Annotated in this window: 22 protein-coding genes; 11 read left to right on the top strand and 11 right to left on the bottom strand. The window is 72.2% G+C overall.

The window, feature by feature from the left end:
- Nucleotides 1-4 precede the first annotated feature (4 nt).
- Nucleotides 5-649, bottom strand: a complete 645-nt coding sequence (locus tag ACLJTM_RS08980; RefSeq protein WP_411102899.1) for a LysE family translocator — start codon at nucleotides 647-649, stop codon at nucleotides 5-7.
- Nucleotides 650-748: 99 nt separating this feature from the next.
- On the bottom strand, nucleotides 749-2,941 hold the full coding sequence (gene ligA, locus ACLJTM_RS08975) for an NAD-dependent DNA ligase LigA (protein ID WP_411103280.1): 2,193 nt from the start codon (nucleotides 2,939-2,941) through the stop codon (nucleotides 749-751).
- Nucleotides 2,942-3,217: 276 nt separating this feature from the next.
- Between ligA and ACLJTM_RS08970 the strand changes: the two genes are divergently transcribed.
- Nucleotides 3,218-3,559: a HopJ type III effector protein gene (locus ACLJTM_RS08970; protein ID WP_411102898.1), complete on the top strand. Its 342-nt coding sequence runs from the start codon at nucleotides 3,218-3,220 to the stop codon at nucleotides 3,557-3,559.
- Between the two features lie 62 nt (nucleotides 3,560-3,621).
- Here ACLJTM_RS08970 and ACLJTM_RS08965 read toward each other — a convergent pair whose 3' ends face one another.
- Nucleotides 3,622-5,256, bottom strand: coding sequence for a hypothetical protein (locus ACLJTM_RS08965; RefSeq protein ID WP_411102897.1), 1,635 nt, complete (start codon nucleotides 5,254-5,256; stop codon nucleotides 3,622-3,624).
- Nucleotides 5,257-5,447: 191 nt separating this feature from the next.
- Here ACLJTM_RS08965 and ACLJTM_RS08960 point away from each other — a divergent pair, with 191 nt between their 5' ends.
- On the top strand, nucleotides 5,448-5,603 hold the full coding sequence (locus tag ACLJTM_RS08960) for a hypothetical protein (RefSeq protein WP_411102896.1): 156 nt from the start codon (nucleotides 5,448-5,450) through the stop codon (nucleotides 5,601-5,603).
- A 112-nt stretch (nucleotides 5,604-5,715) separates the two neighbouring features.
- Here ACLJTM_RS08960 and ACLJTM_RS08955 read toward each other — a convergent pair whose 3' ends face one another.
- From ACLJTM_RS08955 to ACLJTM_RS08940, 4 genes are all read right to left on the bottom strand, one after another.
- The gene (locus ACLJTM_RS08955; RefSeq protein ID WP_411102895.1) at nucleotides 5,716-6,066 is read right to left on the bottom strand and encodes a MerR family transcriptional regulator; all 351 of its coding nucleotides are present in this window, start codon (nucleotides 6,064-6,066) and stop codon (nucleotides 5,716-5,718) included.
- Between the two features lie 906 nt (nucleotides 6,067-6,972).
- Nucleotides 6,973-7,302 carry an STAS domain-containing protein gene (locus ACLJTM_RS08950; protein WP_411102894.1) on the bottom strand — a complete coding sequence of 110 codons (330 nt, stop codon included), beginning with the start codon at nucleotides 7,300-7,302 and terminating at the stop codon, nucleotides 6,973-6,975.
- Between the two features lie 352 nt (nucleotides 7,303-7,654).
- Nucleotides 7,655-8,050, bottom strand: coding sequence for a DUF2267 domain-containing protein (locus ACLJTM_RS08945; protein ID WP_411102893.1), 396 nt, complete (start codon nucleotides 8,048-8,050; stop codon nucleotides 7,655-7,657).
- A 106-nt stretch (nucleotides 8,051-8,156) separates the two neighbouring features.
- Nucleotides 8,157-8,603: an Hsp20/alpha crystallin family protein gene (locus tag ACLJTM_RS08940; RefSeq protein WP_411102892.1), complete on the bottom strand. Its 447-nt coding sequence runs from the start codon at nucleotides 8,601-8,603 to the stop codon at nucleotides 8,157-8,159.
- Between the two features lie 142 nt (nucleotides 8,604-8,745).
- Here ACLJTM_RS08940 and ACLJTM_RS08935 point away from each other — a divergent pair, with 142 nt between their 5' ends.
- From ACLJTM_RS08935 to ACLJTM_RS08925, 3 genes are all read left to right on the top strand, one after another.
- On the top strand, nucleotides 8,746-9,432 hold the full coding sequence (locus ACLJTM_RS08935; RefSeq protein ID WP_411103279.1) for an HSP18 transcriptional regulator: 687 nt from the start codon (nucleotides 8,746-8,748) through the stop codon (nucleotides 9,430-9,432).
- Between the two features lie 293 nt (nucleotides 9,433-9,725).
- Entirely contained in the window at nucleotides 9,726-10,895 is a 1,170-nt protein-coding gene (locus ACLJTM_RS08930) for a PP2C family protein-serine/threonine phosphatase (protein ID WP_411102891.1), read from the top strand.
- A gap of 212 nt (nucleotides 10,896-11,107) precedes the next feature.
- On the top strand, nucleotides 11,108-11,590 hold the full coding sequence (locus ACLJTM_RS08925) for a MarR family winged helix-turn-helix transcriptional regulator (RefSeq protein WP_411102890.1): 483 nt from the start codon (nucleotides 11,108-11,110) through the stop codon (nucleotides 11,588-11,590).
- Here ACLJTM_RS08925 and ACLJTM_RS08920 read toward each other — a convergent pair.
- Together ACLJTM_RS08920 and ACLJTM_RS08915 are read right to left on the bottom strand one after the other, a co-directional pair.
- Nucleotides 11,582-12,778: a PP2C family protein-serine/threonine phosphatase gene (locus ACLJTM_RS08920; RefSeq protein ID WP_411102889.1), complete on the bottom strand. Its 1,197-nt coding sequence runs from the start codon at nucleotides 12,776-12,778 to the stop codon at nucleotides 11,582-11,584. The genes ACLJTM_RS08925 and ACLJTM_RS08920 overlap by 9 nt on opposite strands.
- 163 nt (nucleotides 12,779-12,941) lie before the next feature.
- Nucleotides 12,942-13,439, bottom strand: coding sequence for a MarR family winged helix-turn-helix transcriptional regulator (locus ACLJTM_RS08915; RefSeq protein ID WP_411102888.1), 498 nt, complete (start codon nucleotides 13,437-13,439; stop codon nucleotides 12,942-12,944).
- Between the two features lie 307 nt (nucleotides 13,440-13,746).
- Between ACLJTM_RS08915 and ACLJTM_RS08910 the strand changes: the two genes are divergently transcribed.
- The 6 genes from ACLJTM_RS08910 to ACLJTM_RS08885 all read left to right on the top strand — a co-directional run bounded on the left by ACLJTM_RS08910 (nucleotide 13,747) and on the right by ACLJTM_RS08885 (nucleotide 20,529).
- Complete coding sequence (locus ACLJTM_RS08910; RefSeq protein ID WP_411103278.1) at nucleotides 13,747-15,339, top strand: PP2C family protein-serine/threonine phosphatase; 1,593 nt, start codon at nucleotides 13,747-13,749, stop codon at nucleotides 15,337-15,339.
- Complete coding sequence (locus ACLJTM_RS08905; protein ID WP_411102887.1) at nucleotides 15,336-15,470, top strand: hypothetical protein; 135 nt, start codon at nucleotides 15,336-15,338, stop codon at nucleotides 15,468-15,470. The genes ACLJTM_RS08910 and ACLJTM_RS08905 overlap by 4 nt, the downstream gene beginning before the upstream one ends.
- A complete protein-coding gene (locus tag ACLJTM_RS08900; protein WP_411102886.1) occupies nucleotides 15,467-15,871 on the top strand; it encodes an STAS domain-containing protein in 405 nt (134 codons plus the stop codon). The genes ACLJTM_RS08905 and ACLJTM_RS08900 overlap by 4 nt, the downstream gene beginning before the upstream one ends.
- A 143-nt stretch (nucleotides 15,872-16,014) precedes the next feature.
- Complete coding sequence (locus ACLJTM_RS08895) at nucleotides 16,015-17,559, top strand: FAD-dependent oxidoreductase (RefSeq protein WP_411102885.1); 1,545 nt, start codon at nucleotides 16,015-16,017, stop codon at nucleotides 17,557-17,559.
- Between the two features lie 75 nt (nucleotides 17,560-17,634).
- Nucleotides 17,635-17,868 carry a hypothetical protein gene (locus ACLJTM_RS08890; RefSeq protein WP_411102884.1) on the top strand — a complete coding sequence of 78 codons (234 nt, stop codon included), beginning with the start codon at nucleotides 17,635-17,637 and terminating at the stop codon, nucleotides 17,866-17,868.
- Between the two features lie 387 nt (nucleotides 17,869-18,255).
- The gene (locus ACLJTM_RS08885) at nucleotides 18,256-20,529 is read left to right on the top strand and encodes a catalase (protein WP_411102883.1); all 2,274 of its coding nucleotides are present in this window, start codon (nucleotides 18,256-18,258) and stop codon (nucleotides 20,527-20,529) included.
- A 114-nt stretch (nucleotides 20,530-20,643) separates the two neighbouring features.
- On the opposite strand, the gene ACLJTM_RS08880 is transcribed toward ACLJTM_RS08885, so the two are convergent.
- Both ACLJTM_RS08880 and ACLJTM_RS08875 read right to left on the bottom strand, forming a co-directional pair.
- Entirely contained in the window at nucleotides 20,644-21,312 is a 669-nt protein-coding gene (locus ACLJTM_RS08880; protein WP_411102882.1) for a DUF3618 domain-containing protein, read from the bottom strand.
- Nucleotides 21,288-21,722, bottom strand: coding sequence for a phage holin family protein (locus ACLJTM_RS08875; RefSeq protein ID WP_411102881.1), 435 nt, complete (start codon nucleotides 21,720-21,722; stop codon nucleotides 21,288-21,290). Before ACLJTM_RS08875 ends, ACLJTM_RS08880 begins: the two co-directional genes overlap by 25 nt.
- Nucleotides 21,723-21,724: the final 2 nt, after the last annotated feature.

Here is a 21,724-nt window from a genome sequence, read left to right as displayed (position 1 = left end):
GGGCTCAGGCCGCGGCGGGCGTACGGGACAAGGCGGTGCGCAGTGCGAAGATGCCGAGCAGGCCGCCTGCGGCGAACCGCTGGGCGGACATCGCGCGGGGCCGGGCGGCCAGGAAACCCGAGACCTGCGCCGCGCTCAGCATGATCAGGCCGTTGACGGAGATCCCTACGGTGATCTGCACGGCCCCGAGCTGGAGGAGCTGCGCCCAGTCCGGGCCGGCCTGCGGGTCCATGAACTGGGGCAGCAGTGCGGCGTACATGAGGGCGATCTTGGGATTGAGCAGGTTGGTCAAGAGGCCCATCGAGAACAGCCGGGCGTCGGAGACCGGGGGCAGGTCGCCGGCCGGGGCGAAGGGCGAGCGGCCGCCGGGCTTGAGCATGCCCCAGGCCAGATAGGCCAGGTAGGCGGCTCCGGCGAGCTTGACCACCGTGAACGCCAGCGGCACGGCGGCGAACAACGCCGACAGTCCGGCAGCGGCGGCCAGCAGGTAGCACACGAACCCGACGGCGGTACCGCTCAGGCTGACCAGGCCCGCCCTACGCCCCTGAGTGATCGCACGCGAAGCAAGGTGGATCATGTTCGGTCCCGGGGTCAGGGCCATGCCGAGTTCGACGAGGGCCACTCCCCCCACTGCGGCGAGACTGATCACTCAGCAACTCCTGTTCCCTGGCGGGCACCTGATGCCCTGACCACACCAACCGGCCATAACGGACAGTTGGCTTCATGCGACGCACCCGCACCGTCTGCCTCAGAATACGTTCCGGCCCGTGCACGACCGCGGGCGCCCCGACTTCAGGCGGATCACCGGGTTTGTGCCGTGCTCGTCCCTTTGGGGGCGTACGGGGGGGTCAACCGCGGGAAGGAAGTCGGCGACCAGGACGGCGAATTCCTCCGGGGCGAGGATGCGCACGCCCAGTTCCTCGGCCTTGGTGCGCTTGGAGCCGGCCTTTTCACCCGCCACCAGGAGGGTGGTGCGCTTGCTCACCGACGACGAGGCCTTGCCACCGGCCCGCTCGATCAGTTCGTTCATCTCGTTCCGGGACAATGTCGCGAGGGGGCCGCTCATGGAGCCGGTCACCACGACGGCCTCCCCCGCCAGCGGTGCGCCTGCCGAGCCCGCGCGGTCGATCGCATCCGTCGCACCGGACGCATCCGTCGCACCGGGCGCATCGGCCGTATCGGTCGCGGGCTTCTGCGGCCGGGTGACCTGCGTGCCGACGCGCTGAGCCTGGAGCTTGTCGAGAAGCGGGGCCAGTTCGATGAGTTCGGCCGCGATGACGCGGGCCTTCTCGGTGCCGATGCCGGCGACCCCGGCCAGCGTGTCCGCGTCGGCGGCCCGGATCGCGGCCATCGACCCGAAGTGCGCAGCGATCCGGCGGGACATGGTGCGTCCTGTGCCGCGGACGCCCAGGGCGCAGAACACGCGGCTCAGTGCGGCCCCGCGGGCCGTTTCGATCGCGGCCAGGAGGTTGGCCGCGCTGGTCTCACCCATCCGCTCCAGACCGAGGAGCTGCTCGCGGGTCAGGGTGAACAGGTCGGCGATGTCCTTGACCAGACCGGCCTCCACCAGCTGGATCGCGCGCGTGCCGCTGAGGCCTTCGATGTCGAGCTGGTCCCGGCCGGCCGCGTAGATCACCGAGGCCACAGCCTGGCAGCTGCGGCCGCGTACGCACCGCCACCGCTGCTCCGAGGTGTCGACCGCGTCGCCACAGCGGGGGCATGCCTCCGGGAAGACGATCGGGCTCTCGGCACCGGTGCGCTGGTCGACGAGCGGCGCCTCGACCCGGGGGATCACGTCGCCCGCCCGGTACACGAACACCTGGTCGCCGACCATGAGTCCGCGACGGGCGATGTCGGACGGATTGTGCAGGGTGGCGTAGGTGACCGTGACCCCGTCGATGACCACGGGCTCCAGAACGGCGCGCGGGGCGATGATCCCGGTCCGGCCGACGTTCCACTCCACCGCCAGCAGGCGCGTCACCTTGTGCTCGGCCGCCAGTTTCCGGGCCACCGCCCATCTCGGGGCACGCGAGCCGTTGCCGGCCTGCCGCTGGTCCTCGGCCGAGTCGGCCTTGACGACGACTCCGTCGATCCCGAAGGGCAGGTCTCCGCGCAGCCCGGCGATCGCGTCGATGCGCTCCTGTACCTGCTGCACGGTGTCGTAGCGCATCGGGGCGGCGGCCGTGCCGGCGGCCGTGTTCGCGCCGAGCGCGGCCAGCTTCTCCAGCAGGGCGACGTGGCCGAGGTCGTCCCAGCCGATCGCACCGTAGGCGAAGAAGGTCAACTCGATCCGGTAGGGACGGCCCTTGGCCCGGAGCGTGCCGGCGGCGCCGCTGCGCGGGTGCGCGAAGGGGGTGGCCTCGTGGGCGAGCCGGGTCCGGTTGGCCTCTTCGAACTGGGCGGTCGTCAGCAGGACTTCGCCGCGCACCTCGACGTCGATCGGTTCGGTGAGTACCGGCGGCAGACCGAGGACGGCGTCGGCGGCGTGGGTGATGTCCTCGCCGGCCTGGCCGTCGCCGCGGGTGAGGATCTGCACGAGCCGGCCGCGCCGGTACCGGGCGGCCACGGCGAGGCCGTCGAGCTTCGGTTCCACGCACCACCCGGCCACAGGGCGCCCGAGACGTCGTTCCAGCCCCGCCGCCCACTCGGCCAGTTCGTCGGCGTCGAAGACGTTGTCGAGGGAGAGCATCGGCACCGAGTGCGGCACGTCCCCCTGCACGGCCCCACCGGCGACCTTCCCGGTCGGCGACTCGGCCAGCACCTCGTCCGGGTGGGCTTCCTCGTACGCGGCGATGGCGCGCAGCAGCCCGTCGTACTCGTCGTCACCGAGCGGGGTGGTCCCGTCGCCGTAGTACGCGGCTGAAGCCGCCACGGCGGTGGTGACGGCCTTCACGTAATCGGCAGGCGAGGACAGGGAACTGTTTTCGGTCATGAACGTCATCATGGCGTCCCCCACTGACAACGCCGCCACCTGACCCGCGACGCCCCGGCGGACAACCGGGGTGCCACACGACGACCGTCTACGACGGCCCCCTAGGACGGGCCCCGGCGACGGTACCGGCACGGGCACGGGCACCGGCACCGGGTCTCGGCGGATCGCACGATCGCGCACCGCCACGTGCGGACATGTCGCCCGTTTCCGGCCGGCGCAAAGCGGGCTATGGTCTTCCGGTCACGGACGGCCATCGGATCGTCCGTCCAACCCAGGGGAGCCGACATGACTGATCTGAACTCGCTTCGGGCGGCCCTTGCGTCAGGTGAGCACGAGTTCGCCGACACCTTGGCCTTCGTCGCCGCGCACTACGCGTACCAGCCACAGGGGTTCCGCAACGGGAAGCTGGTCAACGCCGCGGGCGAGAACGAGGGTTCCTGCAAGACGCTGGGACTGGCGCTGCTGGAGGGGCTGACCGACCAAGAGGCGCTGCTGGCGTTCGGTGAGCACTACCGCAGTGTGCTGGCGACGCCGAACGGCACCGACCACGGCAACATTCGCAACCTCCTGGCCCATGGCCTGGCAGGGGTGCACTTCGACGGGGAGCCGCTGACCCGCAAGAGCTGAGCGGCACCGCACCGGCACCGGGCAGTTTCCCCACGTCACCCCGGACACCCCCGCACCCCTCCCTACCGGGACTCCGGGCCGAGCACCGCCTCCCGCACTGCATCGTCCAGAGCGTCCAGAGCGTCCAGACCTTCCGGCTCTTCCGGCTCTTCCGGTTCGTGCTGGGGGTACGCACGGGCCCGTTTGCCCTGGTACGAACGCACGGCGGCCCCGCGACCCGACGCCTCGATCCATTCCAGCAGCTCCGCGGCCGCCGGGGCGGCTTCGGCCGAGGAATGGAGGGTGTCGAGGAAGTCCAGCAGGGTCCTCATCGGCGCCGCGGCCATCTGCTGCGCCAGGCCGCGCCGCTGCTCCTCGGCCAGCGCTGCCCGATCCGCGGCGAAGGACTGTCCCAGGCCGGTGGTGTGGACGCTTCTCATGAGGTGTCCCAGGGGGATGCGGACGTGCTCCCCGCCGCCGCGGCGCGCGAGTTCCGCAAGGACGGCCACCACACGGCCTCGGGGTCGGTAGGCGCCCGCGGCTGCCGACAGACTCGGGCGGACGGGCATTCCGTCACGGACCAGGAGCGAGATCATTTCCAGGGCGTCGGCGGCCGGCCGGTCCGACTGCAGGAGGCACACGAGGAGGTCGTCGGACGCGCGCCCTTGGCTGCCGCGCCAGTAGCGGTGCAGTTCGGCCAGCTCGGGAACGGGCCGCAACCGGGCGGCACACCGGAGGAGGTGGGATCGGAAGGCCGTCTGGAATGGCCCGGTCCGTATCAGGTCGCCGACGTCCATGACCACGTCGAGGGGGCGGGCCTGGGCGACATCGCTGATCAGGGACTCCCATCGCGAACGTTCGCGGGTGTCGCCGAGCCACAGCAGGACCGCCACGATGTCCTGGGCGGGACGGGCCCACGCCACGTCGGCGAGTTCGCGGCCCAGCGCGCGGATGTCACCACCGGCGCGGTACCGGGCGAGGCGTACCAGTAACTCCTCCACCTCTTCCAGCTCCTGCATCGCCTCCCCGTCGTCCCTGCGCAGAGCGGCCAGCTCCTCCTCCATGGCCAGGACCCGCTCCTCCAAATCCCGGCAGCGGCCCTCGGCATCCGCCCGCAGAGCGGCGGTGTCGGCCAGGTCGGCACGGAGTTTCGCGATCTCCTCCACAAGGGTGTCGCGGGCGGTGGTGTGGTCGTCGAGCGCGCGGCGAAGCTCGACCTCGCGGCGGGTTGCGGCGGTCAGGTCCGCTGACCAGTCGCGGTGGAGGGAGTCGAGTTCGGCGCGCACCGACCTGACCTCGGACTCGCGCTTGACCAGCAGGTCGTGCAGCGCCTCCTCCTGACGGGTCAGCCGGGCGATCATGCGCTGGGAGTGCACCATCTCCTGACGGAGGGAGGCCAGTTCGAAACCGGCGGGGTCGGTGGCGCGCAGAGCCGCCAGGCGCTGGCGGTGCACCTCCCCCCGGGCCGCCTCCTGGAGCGGGGCACCGAGCTTGATCTCCACCTCACGGAGAAGGCGGTTGATGAAGTCCTCGGTGGCGACCCGGCGCCCTCGCAGGAACCGGGAGACGGTGGCAGCGTCCAGGGACACGCGGACCGCGTACGCCTCCTGCGAGACCCCCAGGATCTTGAACAGGCCTGTCAACGTCTTGCCGAGGGCCGCAACCTCGGGCACCTCGCCCCGCTCGACTGCGGACGAACTCGCAGCTGAGCGCGCCATGTCCGGCATCCCGGCCTCCCCCATCGCCTTGCACGGCCACTGGCAATCCTTGCGACTGTCGCAACGTACCCGGTCTTCCCCAGGCTGGCCTGGTCAGCCCACCCCTGCTGGAAGGACCACGACCCGTGCCCACCGTTTGGACTTCTGCCCTCGCCGGCGCCCGATGGGCCGCGCGCGTACTCATCGTCGGCTTGGCTCTCGTGCCCGTCACCCTCGTGACCCTGGCGTCGGTACCTGCTCTGCTGGTGCTGCCGTTCTCCCGCCGTCGCAGCGGGCAGGCCACGACCATCATGCAGCAGTTGATCGTCTGGACCCGAGGACTGCTGGTCACGAGCCGGGAGAGATGAGGCGGCGGGTGCATCCTGAACGCAGCTCGTCGGCTGCGCTTGATGCGAGCGGGGTGCCGGCGACTGCAGGCGGGGCACCCCTGAACCGTACGTCCCGCCCCGGTGGCGCGGGTCAGCAGGCCGTGGGGAAGCGCGCCGTCTTGGCCGTTCCGGCCGCGGCGCGGTGGTGTTCGGCGTTGATGCGCTGGGCTTCCTCCAGCTGGTCCTCGAGGACGATGATGCGGCAGGCCGCCTCGACGGGAGTGCCCTGGTCGACGAGCTCGCGGGCCCGGGCTGCGATGCGCAGCTGATAGCGGGAGTAGCGGCGGTGCCCGCCCGCGGAGCGCAGCGGGGTGATCAGCCGGTGGTCGCCGAGGGCGCGGAGGAAGTTCTGGGTGGTGCCGAGCAGGTCGGCGGCCCGGCCCATCGAGTAGGCCGGGTAGTCCTCGTCGTTGAGGCGGCCGAGTGTGTCGCCTGTGGTCATCGCACCTCTCTGTGTCCTACGTGGAGGGGCCCGGGCGCCGTACTGGCACCCGGGCCCCGAAGGAACTGCTACACCATCTGCCGGCCCTGATACTGCGCCGGCTCTCTGTTTCCGCCGCCCCGACCGATACGCCGTCGGGGGTGCGGGGATCGCGGATGCGTGACCGGAGACCACCTCACTATCGATGTCCTGCGGTACCCGGACTCGCGTGGCGTCCGGGCGATCCTGATGGCGGTCAATCCCTCCGTTCTACCCTCGGTGATCACTTACCTGCCTACGGGTACTTCAGATACTGCCAACTGCGGGTACTGCTCCACTCGTTACTGCTGGTGATGCGTACTGCTTCCACTCGTGGCCTGTCACAGCGCCACGCTCCGGCAGCCAGCCCCGTCGCCCATCCTGCATCTGCCCTGGCTTGGAACCCCACTGCCGAACTTCCCGGTGCGCGCGCCCGCAGCCGACGCCTTCACCGAGGTGCTGCTCACTTCACTTCACTGCTGGGTACTGCCGTCGGTGGCCCCTGATCACTGCGGGCCACCCGGTCCGGTCGTCAGCCCCGTCGCCATCCTGCAACCACTCGGCTTCGGAACTCCACCACCGCACCGTCCTGCGTACTGCACCTGCCGGTACTGCGTACTCCTGCCCGGCAGTTCGTCTCTGCCGGGCCCTGCGGTCTCTCTGGTGACGAGAGAAACCATAACCACACCACCGGGCAATGTCTACTCCGGCGGAGATAGATTTTTGTGTTGCAGGCGGAGAGGTAATCGAACGCAAGGGAACAAGGCGGGGCGGCGCCGTGCGGGCCCCACGCTTCCCCGGCGTCCGTGGGCACGGGCATGCGCCTGGGCACGGGCAGGCGCCCGGGCACGGGCACGGGCATGCGCTTGGGCCCGGCCGGGGCCCGCCCTACCGGGTGCGGGCGGCCTCGATGCCGTCGGCGATCAGGAACAGGCTCCGAGCCGAGGTCACATCAAGGACCCGCCCGAACTGCGGGGGTACAGGGCCGGCCACCACCAGTCGACCACTGCGCAGCAGAAGCAGCATCAGGTTGAGCATGGAGGAGTCGGCGAAGGTCATCGCCGCGATGTCCAGGACGATCCGCCGGACCCCAGGTGCTTTTGCAGCCACCGTGCAGGCTGCCCTGAGCGGGCCGAGGGTCTCACCGTCGAACTCCCCCGCACACGCGATGACGCGCACCCCGTCCACGTCGGGGTGCACCTCCACCCGCTGTTCCACAACCGCTCCCCGCATCGACCACAGGCCGCACCCACGACGGCTCCCGGCCACCGTACCCAAGGCACCACCGGGACAGGCCCGGTCCTCCGTGATCCGGCCCGGAGATTCACGGCGGGCCCGCATACGCTCGGCCCGCCTGCCGGGCCCCGCCCCCTCCCCCGGGCAGGGCTCAGCCGCATCCGGGGGCTCGCGCGGCACGCCGGGACTGAGGGGCGGCTTCGGACGTCGGTGAACAGCCGTCAGGGCCGGGACCGCGTGGCGGTCTCGGCCCTGACGGCTGTCCGTACGGGTCCGGCACGGTGGTCCGGCGCAGGCGCCGTCAGCGGTGGACGGGGTCCGGCATCCGGTCGTGTCAGGCGGGCTGGGGGTGGCCGAAGAGCACGTCGTAGCCGTGCGGGAGTTGGAGCAGGACCTCACGGGTGAGGACGTCGCCGGCGGCAGCGGCGGCCGTGGACAGGACCGCGCCGATGTCCCACAGGGCGGTCTTCTCGGTCGCGCCCTCGATCCAGGCCGCGGTGGCGCGGACGAACCGCTCCGGTGAGAGCGGCTCGGCGGCCTGCAGCGGGTTGAGGAGGATCAGGGCGTACGTCTCGGGCAGGCGGGCGGCGAGTTCGGCGCGCACGCTGCCGACCAGGTGGGCGCCCAGCAGCGCCAGGACGACGCGGGCGACGCGGTCGGCCTCTTCCACGGTCCCGTATTCGCCGCGTTCCTGGACGTGGGCCAGGAACGACTCCCTGAGCATCGGCATCACGTCACCTCCGGGGCAGGTGAGGAGGGCAGGGGTGCGGAGGGCGGGGCGCCGGAGGGGGTTTCGGCTCTCCCCCGCCCTCCGTGGCCGGCTGATGCTGGAGGACTCAGCCGGAGATCTGCTTGCGGCCGTCTCCGCGGCCGTCGGCGCTGCCGATGCTGATCTTGCGGGGCTTGGCGCGCTCGGCGATCGGGATGCGCAGGGTCAGGACACCCGCGTCGTAGTCGGCCTGGATGCGCTCGGTGTCGAGGGTGTCGGCCAGCATGATCTGGCGGGAGAAGACGCCGAGGGGCCGCTCGGAGAGGTCCATCTGCACACCCTCGGGCCGGCCCGTGGGGCGGCGCTCTGCCTTGACCTTCAGCATGTTCCGCTCGACGTCGATGTCGATGGCCTCGGCGCTCACGCCGGGAAGGTCGAAGGCGATGACGTACTCCTCGCCCTCGCGGTAGGCGTCCATCGGCATCACCGAGGGCTTGGACCAGGTTCCCGACGTACCCGAGAGCTGCTGGACGATCCGGTCCATCTCGCGGAACGGGTCAGTGCGCATCAACATCGCGAAACACCTCCAGTTGGTTCAGGCAGAAACTGCCAATGCGCTTCAACGTGCCTCCGTTGTACCATGTCATCGAACCGATGACAACTCCGACGTCACCTGAAGGGTGACACCCGGAATGTCGTCCTGATGGGACCTGATGATGGGAGGTCTGACCGTGGCAGCAACCGAGCAGCCGCTCTCACTCGACGCATCCCGGCAGCCGCCGTCCTTCGCCGTCGCCGCCGCGGCCCTGGAGTCCGTACGCGACCTCCTGGACGAGGCGGCGCGGGCCCCTCTCGACCCGCAAGGACGGCCGCCCGCCGACCCGGAGGCGGCGCTGGCGGCCCTGCTGTGCCTGCGCCGGGTCCGGGAGGAACTGGGGGGCTGGGAAAGCGGTCTGATCGCCGCCGCCCGGGAGGCCGGGGCGAGCTGGGCCGACCTCGCCGGGCCGCTGGGGGTGGCCAGCCGACAAGCAGCCGAACGCCGCTACCTGCGGCTGCGCCCGGGCGCAGCGGGCAGTACCGGGGAGCAGCGCGTACAGGCCACCCGCAGTTCGCGCGCCGCGGACCGCACCGTCGCGTCATGGGCCCGCGCCAATGCCGCGGACCTGCGCCGCCTCGCCGGGCAGATCACCTCGCTGAACGGCCTGCCGGCCGGAGCAGCCCCCTCCCTGCAGGACTTGAACCAGGCCCTGGCCGCCGACGACGCTTCCCGACTCGTCGGACCCCTGGCCGAGAGCCGCGCCCACCTGCGCGCCCAGGACTCCGAGCTGGCCGACCGCGTCGATGCCGTGACGCGGCACACCGACCGGCTCCGCCAGGACACCCACGACCAGCGCAAGGCCTGACCCGTCGGCCGCGACGGCCCCTGCGCGGCGCCCGCCGGCGGGAACCCCAGCGCGGTTCGGATGTCAACCGCCGTACGCGTCCGGCGGGCAGCAGCCGGAGGTAGAGTTGCGGCTTAGTTGCTGCATGGCAACTTTTTAGGTGATGAACAGTGGTCGGCAGTCGGTTCGACGACGGCTCTCCGCCGTGCCGCCGGTCCGCGCGCGTCAGTCCTGCGCGCAGGACTCGCGCGGTTCAGCGGATGCCGGGACGAGCGTCCGACCTGCCGGCCACCCTGTGAGAAACGACGCTCACCATGACGAATTTCCTGGCTGTGGAACGCGCTCTGCGCACGGCTGCGCCCCACGCCCTGCTGCACACGGTCCGGGCGGCGCTCACGACCCACTACGGCGCCACCGAGGTCGACCTCCTGCTGGCCGACTACAGCCTGACCGTCCTTCAGCAGGTCACTGCGCTTCCGCACACCGCGGAACCGCTGGCGGTGCACAGCACACCGCAGGGCCGTGCCTTCGGCAGCCAGGAGCCCTACAGCCAGTACGCCGCTCAGGGCAACGCCCTGGACCTGCACCTGCCGGTGACCGTGCGGGGAGACCGGCTCGGGATCCTCTCCGTACGCCTGCCCGAGCGCCTGAGCAGCCCGGAGGTCGTCGGGGAACTCGGGGACGTCGCGGAGCTGCTGGGGCACGAGATCATCGTGGCCGAGCGGGACACCGACCTGTACCTGCAGGCCCGCCGGGCGAACCGGCTCACCCTGGCGGCCGAGATGCAGTGGCAGCTGCTGCCCGGCCGGTCCTGCGCCCGCCCGGAGTACGCCATCGGGGCGCAGCTGGAGCCGGCCTACGACATCCACGGTGACAATTTCGACTGGTCCACCACCTCGGACACCCTCACCCTGACCGTCACCAACGGGATGGGCGAGGGGATCCAGGCCTCGCTCCTGACGAACCTCACGGTCAACGCCCTGCGCAACGCCCGCCGGGCCGGGGTGGGCATCGCGGACCAGGCGGCGCTGGCGGACCAGGCGGTCTACGGCCAGCACCAGGGACGGGAGTACGTGTCGACTCTGCTGCTGTGCCTGGAGCTGGCCACGGGGCAGGGCGAGGTCGTGGACGCCGGCTCGCCCCAGCTGTGGCGCTACCGGGACAGATCGGTGGAGCGGGTCCCCTTCGAGGCGCAGTTCCCCCTGGGCATGTTCGACGAGTCGCAGTACACGGCGCAGCCCTTCCGGGCCCGTCCCGGAGACCGGCTGGTCTTCGTCAGCGACGGCGTCTACGGGGCGGCGGACAAGGGCGGGGTGGCCTACAGCGAGCGCGCCCTGGCCCGCGCGATCCAGGCCACCAGCCTGCTGCCCGCTGCCGCGGTGCCCCGCGCCATCCTCGAAGCGCTGGCCGCCTACCGCGACACCGCCGCCGCCGACGACGCCCTGGTCACCTGCCTGGACTGGTTCGGCCGCCCGTCGGCGTGACGGGGTCCGTCCGGCACCCGCGGCAGGTGCCCGCGACGGCCGCGGGGCGACGCGGGAGGCGACATTGGTTTCACGATGCAATCGGGGCGTCTCCCGGGGGATAATTCCGCCACAGCGGGCACACTCGGGGTCATCCCTTCCAGCCGACGCCCCGTGACGGGCAAGAGCGCAGCCGGAGGGGTGCACCTGCTTACTGGGGAGTGACGGCCACCATGGACCGTGCGGGACCCGAAGACGCGCTGGCCGTCATGGCGCAGGATGTGGCGAAGGCCGCAGCCGCCCTGGTGGACCTGTGGGATCGCACCGCGCATGCCGCGTCTCCGCGGCTGTCGAGTCTGCAGCTGCGGGCCCTGATGGTCACCCGCCGCAGCCCCGGCATCAACCTCACCGGGCTGGCCGACGAGGTGGGTGCCAGTCCCCCGGCTGCAAGCCGGCTGTGCGACCGGCTGGAGGCCGCGGGCCTGCTGCGGCGCCGGCGCAACCCCGACGACCGGCGCGAGGTGGGTCTGGTCCTGACCACGCACGGCCACGACACGGTGGACGAGCTGCACGAGCGCCGGCGCAGCGCGCTGCAGGAGGTCCTCGCGGGCATGCCGCCCGCGGACCGCCGGCATCTGCTCGACGGCCTGCAGGCCTTCACCGACGTGACGGAAGCCCGCGAAAGCCAGGCCGCTTCGCATGGGGACTCAGGATGACGCGGGCGGGCGGCCGTGCCAGTCCAGGCAGACGACGACGGCGTCCTTGGCGAGTTCGGCGCCCCCGGCGTGCTGCATGAGTCCGTCGACGAGCGCGCGAGCGGTCTCGTGGGCCGAGGACCGGCGGGTGGCGGCGATGGTCTCCTTGAGGGCCCGCTCACCGAAGGCGCTGCCGTCCTGCGAGGGCAGGCCGTGGACCCCGCTGCTGACGATCACCAGGCGGTCGCCCGGGGCGACGGTGAAGTCCTGGGGGCGGTAGTCGGTCTCCTCGAACATGCCCAGGGGCAGCTGCGCCTCGAAGACCACCTGCTCCACCCGGTCGTCGCGCAGCCGGAACAGCTGGGGGGATCCGGCCTCCACCGCCCGGGCCTGTCCCGTCGCCAGGTCGAACCGCAGGAGGAGCGACGGCGCGTAGCGGTCACCGCCGTACTCGGCGTAGATGGCCTGGTCGGCGAGGCAGGCCTGGTCCTCCAGGGAGACCCCGGCCCGGCGGGCGTTGCGCAGGGCGTTGACGGCGAGGTTCGTCAGCAGCGCGGCGTCGATGCCGTGGCCCTGGCCGTCGGTGAGAGTGACCGTGAGGGAGTCTTCGGTGGTGCTCCAGTCGAAGTTGTCCCCGCCGATGGCGTAGGCCGGCTCCAGGTGGCCGCCGAGGGTGTACTCCTGGCGGTGGAACCCGCGGCCGGGCAGCAGCTGCCACTGCATCTCGGCGGCCAGGGTCAGGCGCCTGCGCCGGCGGGCCAGGCGGTAGAGGTCGGTGTCCCGGTCCGCCACCACGAGTTCGTGCCCCAGTGCGGTGGCGAAGGCTGCCAGGTCCAGCACGGCCGGAGTGCCCTGGGCCGATTCGGGCAGCCGCACGGACAGTACGCCGATCCGGTCGCCGCGTACGGTGACCGGGAGGTGGGCGATGATCGTGCCGGGGTCGTCGGTGACCTCCACCACGGGGGCCTCGGCGGAGAAGGCCCGGCCGGCGGGGGCGCCGTCGCGTACGGGTACCTGCGTCCCGGTGTGGGGCAGGCGGGTGACCGGTTGCAGCACGGTCAGTCCGTAGTCCGCCAGCAGGAGGGTGACCTCGTCGGCCTGGACGTAGGTGGCCAGGAGGTCGCGGGCTGCGGACAGCAGCGAGGTGGGCGGCGCCGCACGCAGGGCGCTTTCGGCGGCGCCGAGCCAGGCTTCGGAGTAGTTGCGCATGCCGTCATCCCTCATCGCAGTGGCCACCGTCGGACGCGGCGGGCAGTTCGCCGGCGCGGGCGCCGAGAAGGGCGTGTCCTCCCATCATCCCTCCGGGAGCCCGGGGCCGGCGCGCGTGGGGCGCCCGGGGCGGCAGCCCCCGTGCCGTACCCCGCGGCCCGGTTCAGGCGGTGTCCGAGAACGTGCCGCCGCGCGGGGGGACGTCGAGGCCGAGGAGACCGGTGGCCGCGGCGCGGAAGGCGGCCAGGCTTTCGGCGAGGGCGCGTCGGCTATCGGCGGGCATCCGTTGCAGCACTTCGGCGGTCCTGAGCGCGCGCGAGGCGCGGTTGTCCGCCAGGACGGTTTGTCCGCTCCGGCTCAGCGTCAGTTCGACTTCGCGGCGGTCCGTGCTGACCCGGGAGCGCTGGAGCAGTCCCGCGGCTTCCAGGCGGTCGCACAGGCGGCTGACGGCGGGCGGGGCGGACCCGAGCGCTTGTCCGAGGTCACGCAGATTGATCGCGCCCCGCTGTTCGATGACGGTCAGGGCGCGCAGTTGCGACGGGGGCACGGGACCGACGGCGGCTTCGTGATTCGGGCGCCACAGCACCTCGAGCAGTTCAGCGACGGCACAGGCCTCCAGAACCTCCTGCTCGTCGACGAGGGGGTGCAGGGCTCTGGGCATTGCCCCACTCTGTCAGCCGGGAGCCCGTTTGTCAGGCGCATAGGCCCCGGACCACCGGGGGCGGGTGGCGACAAGGGGACGGGGGCGGGCGGGTGGCGGCCTGACGGTGAGCGGCGGCGCAGGGAGGACGCGGTTGCCAAGGCCAGGCAGGAGGGATAGTTTCCATAGGGAAACTATTCTCTGACACAACGACATGATGAGGTGAGGGGTCCGCCCAGCGGGCCTCCAACATGTGGTGAATTCCACGAAGACGACACCGCCCGCTGCGACCGTGGAACGCGATCCGTGGGGCGATGCACCGTACCCGGTGCTGGTGGCGGACGGGCAGGCCGTGCTGCTCTTCGTCAACGCGGCCGCTGCGCTGATCTTCCCGGACGCCCGTCCCGGGTCCGCGATGGCCGAGGTGGTCCCGGCGTGGCTGGCGGCCGCTCCCGTGCCGCGCCCGCCAGCCACTGCCGCTGCCACTGCCGCTGCTGCTGCCGGGTACGCCACCGTGCAGGGCCGGGTCGCCGGTCGCGCCTACGAAGCGCACCCCACGGTGCGGGACGACGGCACCGTGGTGTGGTGGCTGGTCGACGACACCGACCACCGCCTGGCCCGGGAAGCCCTCCTGGTGGAGCGGGAACGCACCGCGTTCCTCACCGAGGCCTCGAACGTGCTGCTGTCCTCCCTGAACCTGCAGCGGTGCATGGACGTCACGGCCCGGATGGCCGCCGAGCACCTCGCCGACGCCGCGATCGTGATCGCCCCCGCCCGCCGGCGTGAATTCCCCGTGGTGACCTGCCTGCGCGGCGAAGCACCCGTCACCTCCCGTGTGGCGGCCGACCCGCAGGACGTGCCGGGGCTGGCGGAAGCCCTGCAGGGGTTCCCTCCGGTCCCCTCGCGGTGGATGGACCCGGCCGTCGCACCGGCCTGGCTGGTCCCGGAGGGGTTCGGCACGGCAGGGTCGATCGTGATCACCCCGCTGCCCGGACACGGCGTCCCCGCCGGTGCGCTGCTGCTGCTGCGGCGTGCGGGCGCTGCGACCTTCACGGAGACCGAGGAGGTCTTCGCCCGGCTGTTCGCCGCGCGGGCGGGGGCGGCGATGTCTGCCGCCCGCCTGTACGCGGAGCAGGCGGCGATCTCCGAGACCCTGATGCGGGAGCTGCTGCCGCCTGCCCTGCACCAGGTCGCGGGGGTCGGGTATGCGGGCGGCTACCGGCCCTCGAAGGACCACGAGCGAGTGGGCGGCGACTTCTACGACGTCCACCCCGCCGCCGCCGAAGGCGACGCGTCCCTGGTCGTCCTCGGGGACGTGTGCGGCAAGGGCCTGGAGGCCGCCGTGCTGACGGGCAAGATCCGCAACACGATGCACGCCCTGCTGCCCATGGCCGGCGACCACCACCGGATGCTGACCCTGCTCAACACCGCCCTCCTCAACACACGGGATGCCCGCTTCGCCACGATGGTCCTGGCCTCCGCGCAGCGTGACGGGAACGCGGTGCGCGTACGGCTGACCGCCGCCGGCCACCCCGCTCCGCTGATCGTGCGCGCCGACGGGCAGGTCGAGGAGGCGCCCACGTGGGGCAGCCTCGTCGGGGCGCTGCCCGACTTCCACGCCGTCTCCGCCGACGTCACCCTGGCGCTGGGCGAGTCCTGCGTCCTGTACACGGACGGAATCAGCGAGGCCCGCGGGGGCCCCATGGGGGGCGTCCTGTTCGGGGAGGAGCGGCTGCGCCGCGCCCTGTCGGAGTGCGCGGGCATGCCCGCCGAGGCCATCGTGGAACGGGTGCAGATGCTCGCCTCGCAGTGGATCGGGGGCGGGCGGCACGACGACATGGCGCTCGTGGTGATCTCCGCGCCGCGGACCCACCATCTCAGCGCCGTAGACGGCCACACCCGGGGCAGGTTCACTGCATGACCAACGCTCTCACCCTGGGACGCACCGTCCCGGCGCTCGGACAACCGGAAGGGCGCCGCGAGTCGCCCCGCGGCTCCGGCGCCACCCGCCGCACCGCCGCCCCCCTCACCACCACCGGGACCGCCCCATGACCATCCTGCCCCCGGGCGTCCTGCAGATGGCGTACACCGAGACCGGCAGCGCCCTCCACCTGGAACTGTCCGGCGACCTCGACCACGAGAGCGCCCACCAGCTCCTCGACCTGGTCACCGACGTCCTGCACCGCAACCCCGGTCCGGACGAGCTCCGTGTGGACTGCGCCGCCCTTGCCGGCATCGACTCGGTCGGCCTGTCCACGCTGCTGATGGTCCGTCGGCTCACCGGCGCCTGCGGCACCCGCCTCCACCTGGACCGGCGGCCCCTGCGTCTGGAGCGGCTCCTGGCCCTCACGGGAACCCTCGGCTACCTCACCGACACCGGTGCGGAGCACGCCGGGTCCGCCGCGCCGGAGTCCCGGCAGACCCGCTCCCAGCAGCCCGACCACCGCACCTGACCCGTGCACCGACCGGGCGGGACGTCGTCGGCTGGGGTGCGGGCCCCGTGCCGGGGCCCCGGTGACCCCCTCGTGTGGCCGGCCCCGGCAGGTCTGCGGGAGCGGCCTGCTTGGACGGCGTGCTTTCCGGGCACCCGCCCCGTATGAACCCCTCTGACGTTCCGGGCCCCTCCCACTGGATGCGGACGGCCGACTTCCCCTCCTTCCCGCCTCTGGCGGCCCCCGCGGACGTGGACGTGGCGGTCATCGGCGGCGGCATCGCAGGCCTCAGTACGGCGTGGGAACTGGCCCGCGCGGGCCTGGGTGTCATCGTGCTGGAAGCCGACAGGATCGCGAGCGGCGTCACCGGGCACACCACCGGCAAGCTCACGGCGCTGCACACCGCTGTCTACGACACGCTGCGCACCCGGCACGGCGCTGACGCCGCCCGCCTCTACGCCGCCTCCCAGAGCGCGGCAATGGCCCACGTCATCGAGGTGGCCGAGGAGCTCGGCGTCGACTGCCAGCTGGAGCGCCGTCCCGCGGTGACCTACTGCGAGGACCCGGGCGGGGTCGAGGCCCTGCGCGCCGAGGCGGAAGCGGCCCGGGCGGCCGGGCTCGACGCCTCCTTCGTCACCGGGACGGGGCTGCCGTATGCAGTGGCGGGGGCTGTGCGGGTCGAGGACCAGGCCCAGTTCCATCCGCTCGCCTACCTGCGGGGCCTGGTGGACGACCTCCTCGCGCGCGGGGGCCGCATCCACGAGGGCACGCAGGTCACGGAGGTCAAGGGCGGCGAACCGTGCCGCGTGACCACCGCGTCCGGGGTGTCCGTCCTCGCCCGTCACGTGGTCGTGGCCACCCACCACCCGGTCTTCGACCACGCCCTGCTGGCCACCCGCCTGACCCAGCACCGGGACCTGGTGATCGCCGGGCCGATGCCCGCGGACCTGGACCCCGACGGCATGTACATCACCGAGGAAGGCGGCAAGCGGTCCGTCCGCACCGCGCCGCTCCCGGACGGGCAGCGGCTCCTGATCGTCACCGGCGAGGCCTTCACGCCGGGCACCGCTGATGACACCGAAGCCCGGTACGCCCGCCTGGAGGCCTGGGCCCGGGACCGCTTCCCCGGCGTCTCGATCACGCAGCGCTGGGCCGCGCAGGACAACAGTTCCACCGACACCCTCCCCCTGATCGGGGGCCTGCCCACCGCGGGCGACCACGTGTACGTGGCCACGGGCTTCGCCGGCTGGGGCATGACGGGCGGCGTCATGGCCGGACAGCTCATCGCCTCCCTGGTGACAGGCGTCCGCCAGCCGTGGACCGAGCTCTACGATCCCCACCGGTTCGGCCCCGCACTCCGTTCGGCGCCCGCTTTCGCCAAAGCGCAGTGGGAGACCGGGAAGCACTTCGTCAAGGACCGCCTGGACACTCTGGGTGACGGCACCAACGGGCCCGTCAGCGGGCTGCGGCCAGGTGAGGGCACCGTCGTGCGGGCCGGTGGGAAGCCGTGCGCCGTCCACCGCGACGACCAGGGTGAGCTGCACGCCGTATCGGCGGTGTGCACCCACATGGGCTGCCTCGTCGCCTTCAACCATGCCGAACGGACCTGGGAGTGCCCCTGCCACGGTTCCCGCTTCGGCATCGACGGCGCCGTGCTGCAGGGACCGGCACTGGAGCCACTGGAACGGCGTACCCCGGAAGATCTCTGAGGCAGGAAACCCGCGCGGGCACGCGGTGGGCGGGCGTGCCCGGTACCGGCCATCTCGACACGGGAGGACAACGGCATGGATGCGAACCGAGGCGAACGGGAGAACGAGCAGCAGGCGGCCCCGCCGGTTGCGGACCGGGGCGTTCCGGTGGATGAGCACGGCCGCCGCCCGGGCGATCCGTCCCGGGTCGGCGCCGACGGGTACGCACCGGCCGATGCGGCCCGGGTCCGGCGCGCGAACGACACCCGTGAGCCGGAAGAGGAGAGAGTACGGGAGGACCGGTCCCTGCCCGGCGGCGCAGCAGAGTAGGGACGCGCCCGCCCCCCTCCTCACGTGCGCCGGGGTGCGCGGGCGAAGGGCCCGGCCGTCGGGGACGGCGTCGTGGCGGTCTTCCCCTGCGCCCGTGCCGCGGCCCGAAGGGCACCCGAACGGGGCAGGCGCCCCCACCGCCCTCACCCTCTCGGACGCCGTGCAGTTCGGCCCTGCGGACCTGTCCAGGCGGGCCGGGCGCTGGCCTGCCGAGGTCTCGGCTCACCTGGGCACACGGCGGAGCGGCGGGCCGGGGCGGGCGGGTGTGCCCGGTGGAGGGTGAGGCGCCGGGTGGGCGTGGCGCGGGTGTGGCCGGGGTTTCGTCGTCCGTCGCCCGGGTCACACGTGTAGGGGCCCGAGGGTCCGTCCCCTGCACCTGGAGAAGTGATGTCCGAGAAGAATCCGGTGAAGGCCGTCGCCGACAAGATTGCCGACGTCATGCGTGCCGATCCGGCAGGGGGCCCGGAAGAGGGGGTCCCCTGCAAGCCGGCCCCGGTCTCCCCGCAGCTCGCCGAGCCCACGGCGCCCGTGGAACCGATGCCGCCGAAGGCGGATCAGAGCGGACCCGAAACGGTCAGCCCGACCGGGCAGCCCACCGGTGCGGAGCAGGCGAGGATGGCGCAGAGCGGGGCGTACCTGACGACCGCGCAGGGCGTCCGGCTGCCCGACAGCGACCATTCGCTCAAGGCAGGACCGCGGGGGCCGGTGCTGCTGCAGGACCACCACCTGCGCGAGAAGCTCATGCACTTCGACCACGAGCGGATCCCGGAGCGCGTGGTCCACGCCCGCGGCGCGGCCGCCCACGGCGTCTTCCAGTCCTACGGGACGGCGCAGGCGGTCAGCAAGGCCGCGTTCCTGGCCCGGGAGGTGGAGACGCCGGTGTTCGTCCGCTTCTCCACCGTCCTCGGTTCGCGCGGCTCGGCCGACACGGTGCGCGACACCCGCGGGTTCGCGACGAAGTTCTACACCGAGGAGGGCGTCTTCGACCTGGTCGGGAACAACATCCCGGTGTTCTTCATCCAGGACGCGATCAAGTTCCCCGACGTCATCCACGCCGGCAAGCCCCATCCGGACCGGGAGATCCCGCAGGCGCAGAGCGCCCACGACACCTTCTGGGACTTCGTCTCCCTGCACACCGAGGCCACGCACCACACCCTGTGGAACATGTCCGACCGGGGCATCCCCCGCTCCTACCGGATGATGGAGGGCTTCGGCGTCCACACCTTCCGCCTCGTCAACGCCCAGGGCACGACGACGCTGGTGAAGTTCCACTGGAAGCCGAAACTGGGCGTCCACTCCCTCGTGTGGGAGGAAGCCCAGATCCTGGCCGGGGTGGACCCCGACTTCCACCGGCGCGACCTGTACGACGCCATCGAGGCGGGTGCGTTCCCGCAGTGGGAGCTGGGCATCCAGACGTTCCCCGACACCGACGACCAGATGTTCGAGGGCATCGACCTGCTCGACCCCACGAAGATCGTCCCGGAGGAGCTCGCCCCGGTGAAGCCGGTCGGGCTGCTGACGCTGGACAAGAACCCGTCGAACTTCTTCGCCGAGGTGGAGCAGGTCGCCTTCCACACCGGCCACCTGGTTCCGGGCATCGACGCGACGGACGACCCGCTGCTGGCCGGGCGCATGTTCTCCTACCTGGACACCCAGCTCACCCGGCTCGGCGGCCCCAACTTCCCGCAGATCCCGATCAACCGCACCCACGCCCCCGTCAACGACATGCTCCGCGACGGGTTCCACCAGACGGCCGTACACCGCGGCGTGGCCCCGTACAAGCCGAACAGTCTCGACGGCGGCTGCCCGTTCTTCGCCGGAGCCGAGACCGGGGCGTTCATCGAAGTACCCGTCGAGGTGCCGACCGGACGCAAGGTCCGCGAGGCTCCCGCCTCCTTCGACGACCACTTCTCCCAGGCCCGCCTCTTCTGGCTGAGCATGAGCCCGGTCGAGCGCGAGCACATCATCGCGGCCTACACCTTCGAACTCGGCAAGTGCTACGAGCAGGCCATCAAGGAGCGCACCCTCGGGGTGCTGGCCCGTATCGACCCCGAGCTGTGCGCGCAGGTGGCCGTCGGGCTCGGCCTGCCGGTGCCCGCCGCCACCGCTCCCCCAGCCGACGTCCGCCCCAGCCCCGCCCTGTCCCAGCTCGGCCGGACCTGGCCGCTGGACGGGCGGGTCGTCGGCATCGTCACCGGCCAGGTGCCCGACACGGCCGGCGTCCAGGCGGTCCGCGAAGCCGTTCTCGGAGCCGGAATGGTGCCCCTGGTCACCGCGCCCGCCGGCGGGGTGCTGGGCGCCGGCAATGATCCGGTCACCGTGCAGCGCACCTTCGCCACCGCCCGGTCCGTCGAGTTCGACGCCCTCGTCTTCGTGGGTGTGCCCGCGGCGGGCGCCGACGCCTACGGGGCGCGCGACGCCAAGGCGGGGGCGCCCCGGCCGCCCGTGAGCGACCCGCGGGTCCTGGCTCTGCTCACCGAGGCCTACCGGCACGGCAAGGCCCTGGTCGGCACGGACGGGGCGGAGGCCCTCTTCGAGGCCGCGGGGATCTCCGTGGGCGAGCCGGGCGTCGTCATCGCGGACAGCGCCCAGGGGCCGCAGCAGCTCATGGAGCTCCTCGCAGGTCACCGGGTCTGGGAGCGTTTCCCCGCCGCCATGTGACGCACCCGTCGGACACCATGCGCACACGAAGGCCGGGGCGGGGCGGCGCGCTCGGGGCTGGAGCCCCGGGCGGCGCCGCCTGCGCCCCGGCCTTGCGTCGTCCTGCGATCCGCCCTACTGGGCAGGGCCCCCCGTACGGGGGTCGCTGCGCACCTCGGCGGCCGTGTCCTGCCCGGCCTGGCGCAGCCCCTCGGCGGTTTCGCGGCCGGCGCTCTGCGCGTGCTCGCTCGTCGTCGCCGCGGCTTCCTGGGCCGTGCCCTTGACCGAGTCCACGGCCTGGGCCACCGGTTCCTTCAGCTCGTCGCGGACCTCGTGGACGGCGTCCAGAGCGGTCTGCTTCACCGGCTCCAGCAGTTCGTCGGAGTGCTCCCGCAGGCGCTGTCCTGCGTGCTCCTCGGCCTCCGTGGTCGGCAGCAGGGCGGCAGCGAGCATGCCGGCGCCGAAGGCCATCAGGCCGGCGGCGAGCGGACTGCCCTGGGTCTGTCGCTTGATCTGCGCAGGTGCCTGCTGGATGGCCTCCTGAGCGCTGCTGCCCGCCTCGCGTGCTGTCGAGCCGACGCTTTCGGCGGCCTGGTGCAGGCTGCCGGACGTCGTACGTGCCGTGTCCTGTGCGCTGCCCATGACCCGCTCCTTCACTCCGCTCACCCGGTGGCGCATCGAGTCGACTTTGCGCTGGGCCATCCTGCTCGGGGTCATCCTGTCGGCGAGGAGGTCGACATTGCGCGCAAGGTGCGCGCGCCGGTACTCCACATCGGTCCTCAGCTCGTCGGGTGTCGCGCCCATCGGGCATCCTCCTTCAAGGTCTCAACGGTCTGTTCCGGCTTGAGGTTGACGGTCCGCAGGCGTTCGCGCCCCTTGGCGTACAGGACGCCTCCCACCACGGCCCACAGGGCAGTGACGATCAAGGCGGCCCAGGCGGGGTCCATGACATTGGCCAGGGCGAAGACGAGGGTCAGACTGCCGAAGAGCAGCACGACGTGTCCGGCGTAGCCGGCGCCGCCGAGCATGCCGACGGCCTTGCCCGCCTTCGTGGACTCCTGCTTGATCTCTGCTTTCGCCAACTCGATCTCGTCACGGACGAGTTGGGAGAGGTCCTGGCCTATTTCGCCGATCAGGTCGCCAAGAGAGGGTTCTGCGGCTGCCGGCGGGGGCGGCGCGGGCGCCGCCGGTCGTTCCTGGGAGGAGAGGGCCATGC

Source organism: Streptomyces sp. cmx-4-9 (assembly GCF_046548835.1).
GTDB lineage: Bacteria > Actinomycetota > Actinomycetes > Streptomycetales > Streptomycetaceae > Streptomyces.
Note: the sequence above shows the minus strand (reverse complement) of the source record. Positions and strands in the feature narration are given on the sequence as shown.

Coding starts and splice junctions, on each gene's coding strand:
- ligA (WP_411103280.1), bottom strand. CDS start 2,941: ATGACGTTCATGACCGAAAACAGTTCCCTGTCCTCGCCTGCCGATTAC.
- ACLJTM_RS08970 (WP_411102898.1), top strand. CDS start 3,218: ATGACTGATCTGAACTCGCTTCGGGCGGCCCTTGCGTCAGGTGAGCAC.
- ACLJTM_RS08965 (WP_411102897.1), bottom strand. CDS start 5,256: ATGGCGCGCTCAGCTGCGAGTTCGTCCGCAGTCGAGCGGGGCGAGGTG.
- ACLJTM_RS08955 (WP_411102895.1), bottom strand. CDS start 6,066: ATGACCACAGGCGACACACTCGGCCGCCTCAACGACGAGGACTACCCG.
- ACLJTM_RS08945 (WP_411102893.1), bottom strand. CDS start 8,050: ATGCCGATGCTCAGGGAGTCGTTCCTGGCCCACGTCCAGGAACGCGGC.
- ACLJTM_RS08940 (WP_411102892.1), bottom strand. CDS start 8,603: ATGTTGATGCGCACTGACCCGTTCCGCGAGATGGACCGGATCGTCCAG.
- ACLJTM_RS08935 (WP_411103279.1), top strand. CDS start 8,746: ATGGGAGGTCTGACCGTGGCAGCAACCGAGCAGCCGCTCTCACTCGAC.
- ACLJTM_RS08930 (WP_411102891.1), top strand. CDS start 9,726: ATGACGAATTTCCTGGCTGTGGAACGCGCTCTGCGCACGGCTGCGCCC.
- ACLJTM_RS08925 (WP_411102890.1), top strand. CDS start 11,108: ATGGACCGTGCGGGACCCGAAGACGCGCTGGCCGTCATGGCGCAGGAT.
- ACLJTM_RS08920 (WP_411102889.1), bottom strand. CDS start 12,778: ATGCGCAACTACTCCGAAGCCTGGCTCGGCGCCGCCGAAAGCGCCCTG.
- ACLJTM_RS08915 (WP_411102888.1), bottom strand. CDS start 13,439: ATGCCCAGAGCCCTGCACCCCCTCGTCGACGAGCAGGAGGTTCTGGAG.
- ACLJTM_RS08905 (WP_411102887.1), top strand. CDS start 15,336: ATGACCAACGCTCTCACCCTGGGACGCACCGTCCCGGCGCTCGGACAA.
- ACLJTM_RS08900 (WP_411102886.1), top strand. CDS start 15,467: ATGACCATCCTGCCCCCGGGCGTCCTGCAGATGGCGTACACCGAGACC.
- ACLJTM_RS08895 (WP_411102885.1), top strand. CDS start 16,015: ATGAACCCCTCTGACGTTCCGGGCCCCTCCCACTGGATGCGGACGGCC.
- ACLJTM_RS08890 (WP_411102884.1), top strand. CDS start 17,635: ATGGATGCGAACCGAGGCGAACGGGAGAACGAGCAGCAGGCGGCCCCG.
- ACLJTM_RS08885 (WP_411102883.1), top strand. CDS start 18,256: ATGTCCGAGAAGAATCCGGTGAAGGCCGTCGCCGACAAGATTGCCGAC.
- ACLJTM_RS08880 (WP_411102882.1), bottom strand. CDS start 21,312: ATGGGCGCGACACCCGACGAGCTGAGGACCGATGTGGAGTACCGGCGC.
- ACLJTM_RS08875 (WP_411102881.1), bottom strand. CDS start 21,722: ATGGCCCTCTCCTCCCAGGAACGACCGGCGGCGCCCGCGCCGCCCCCG.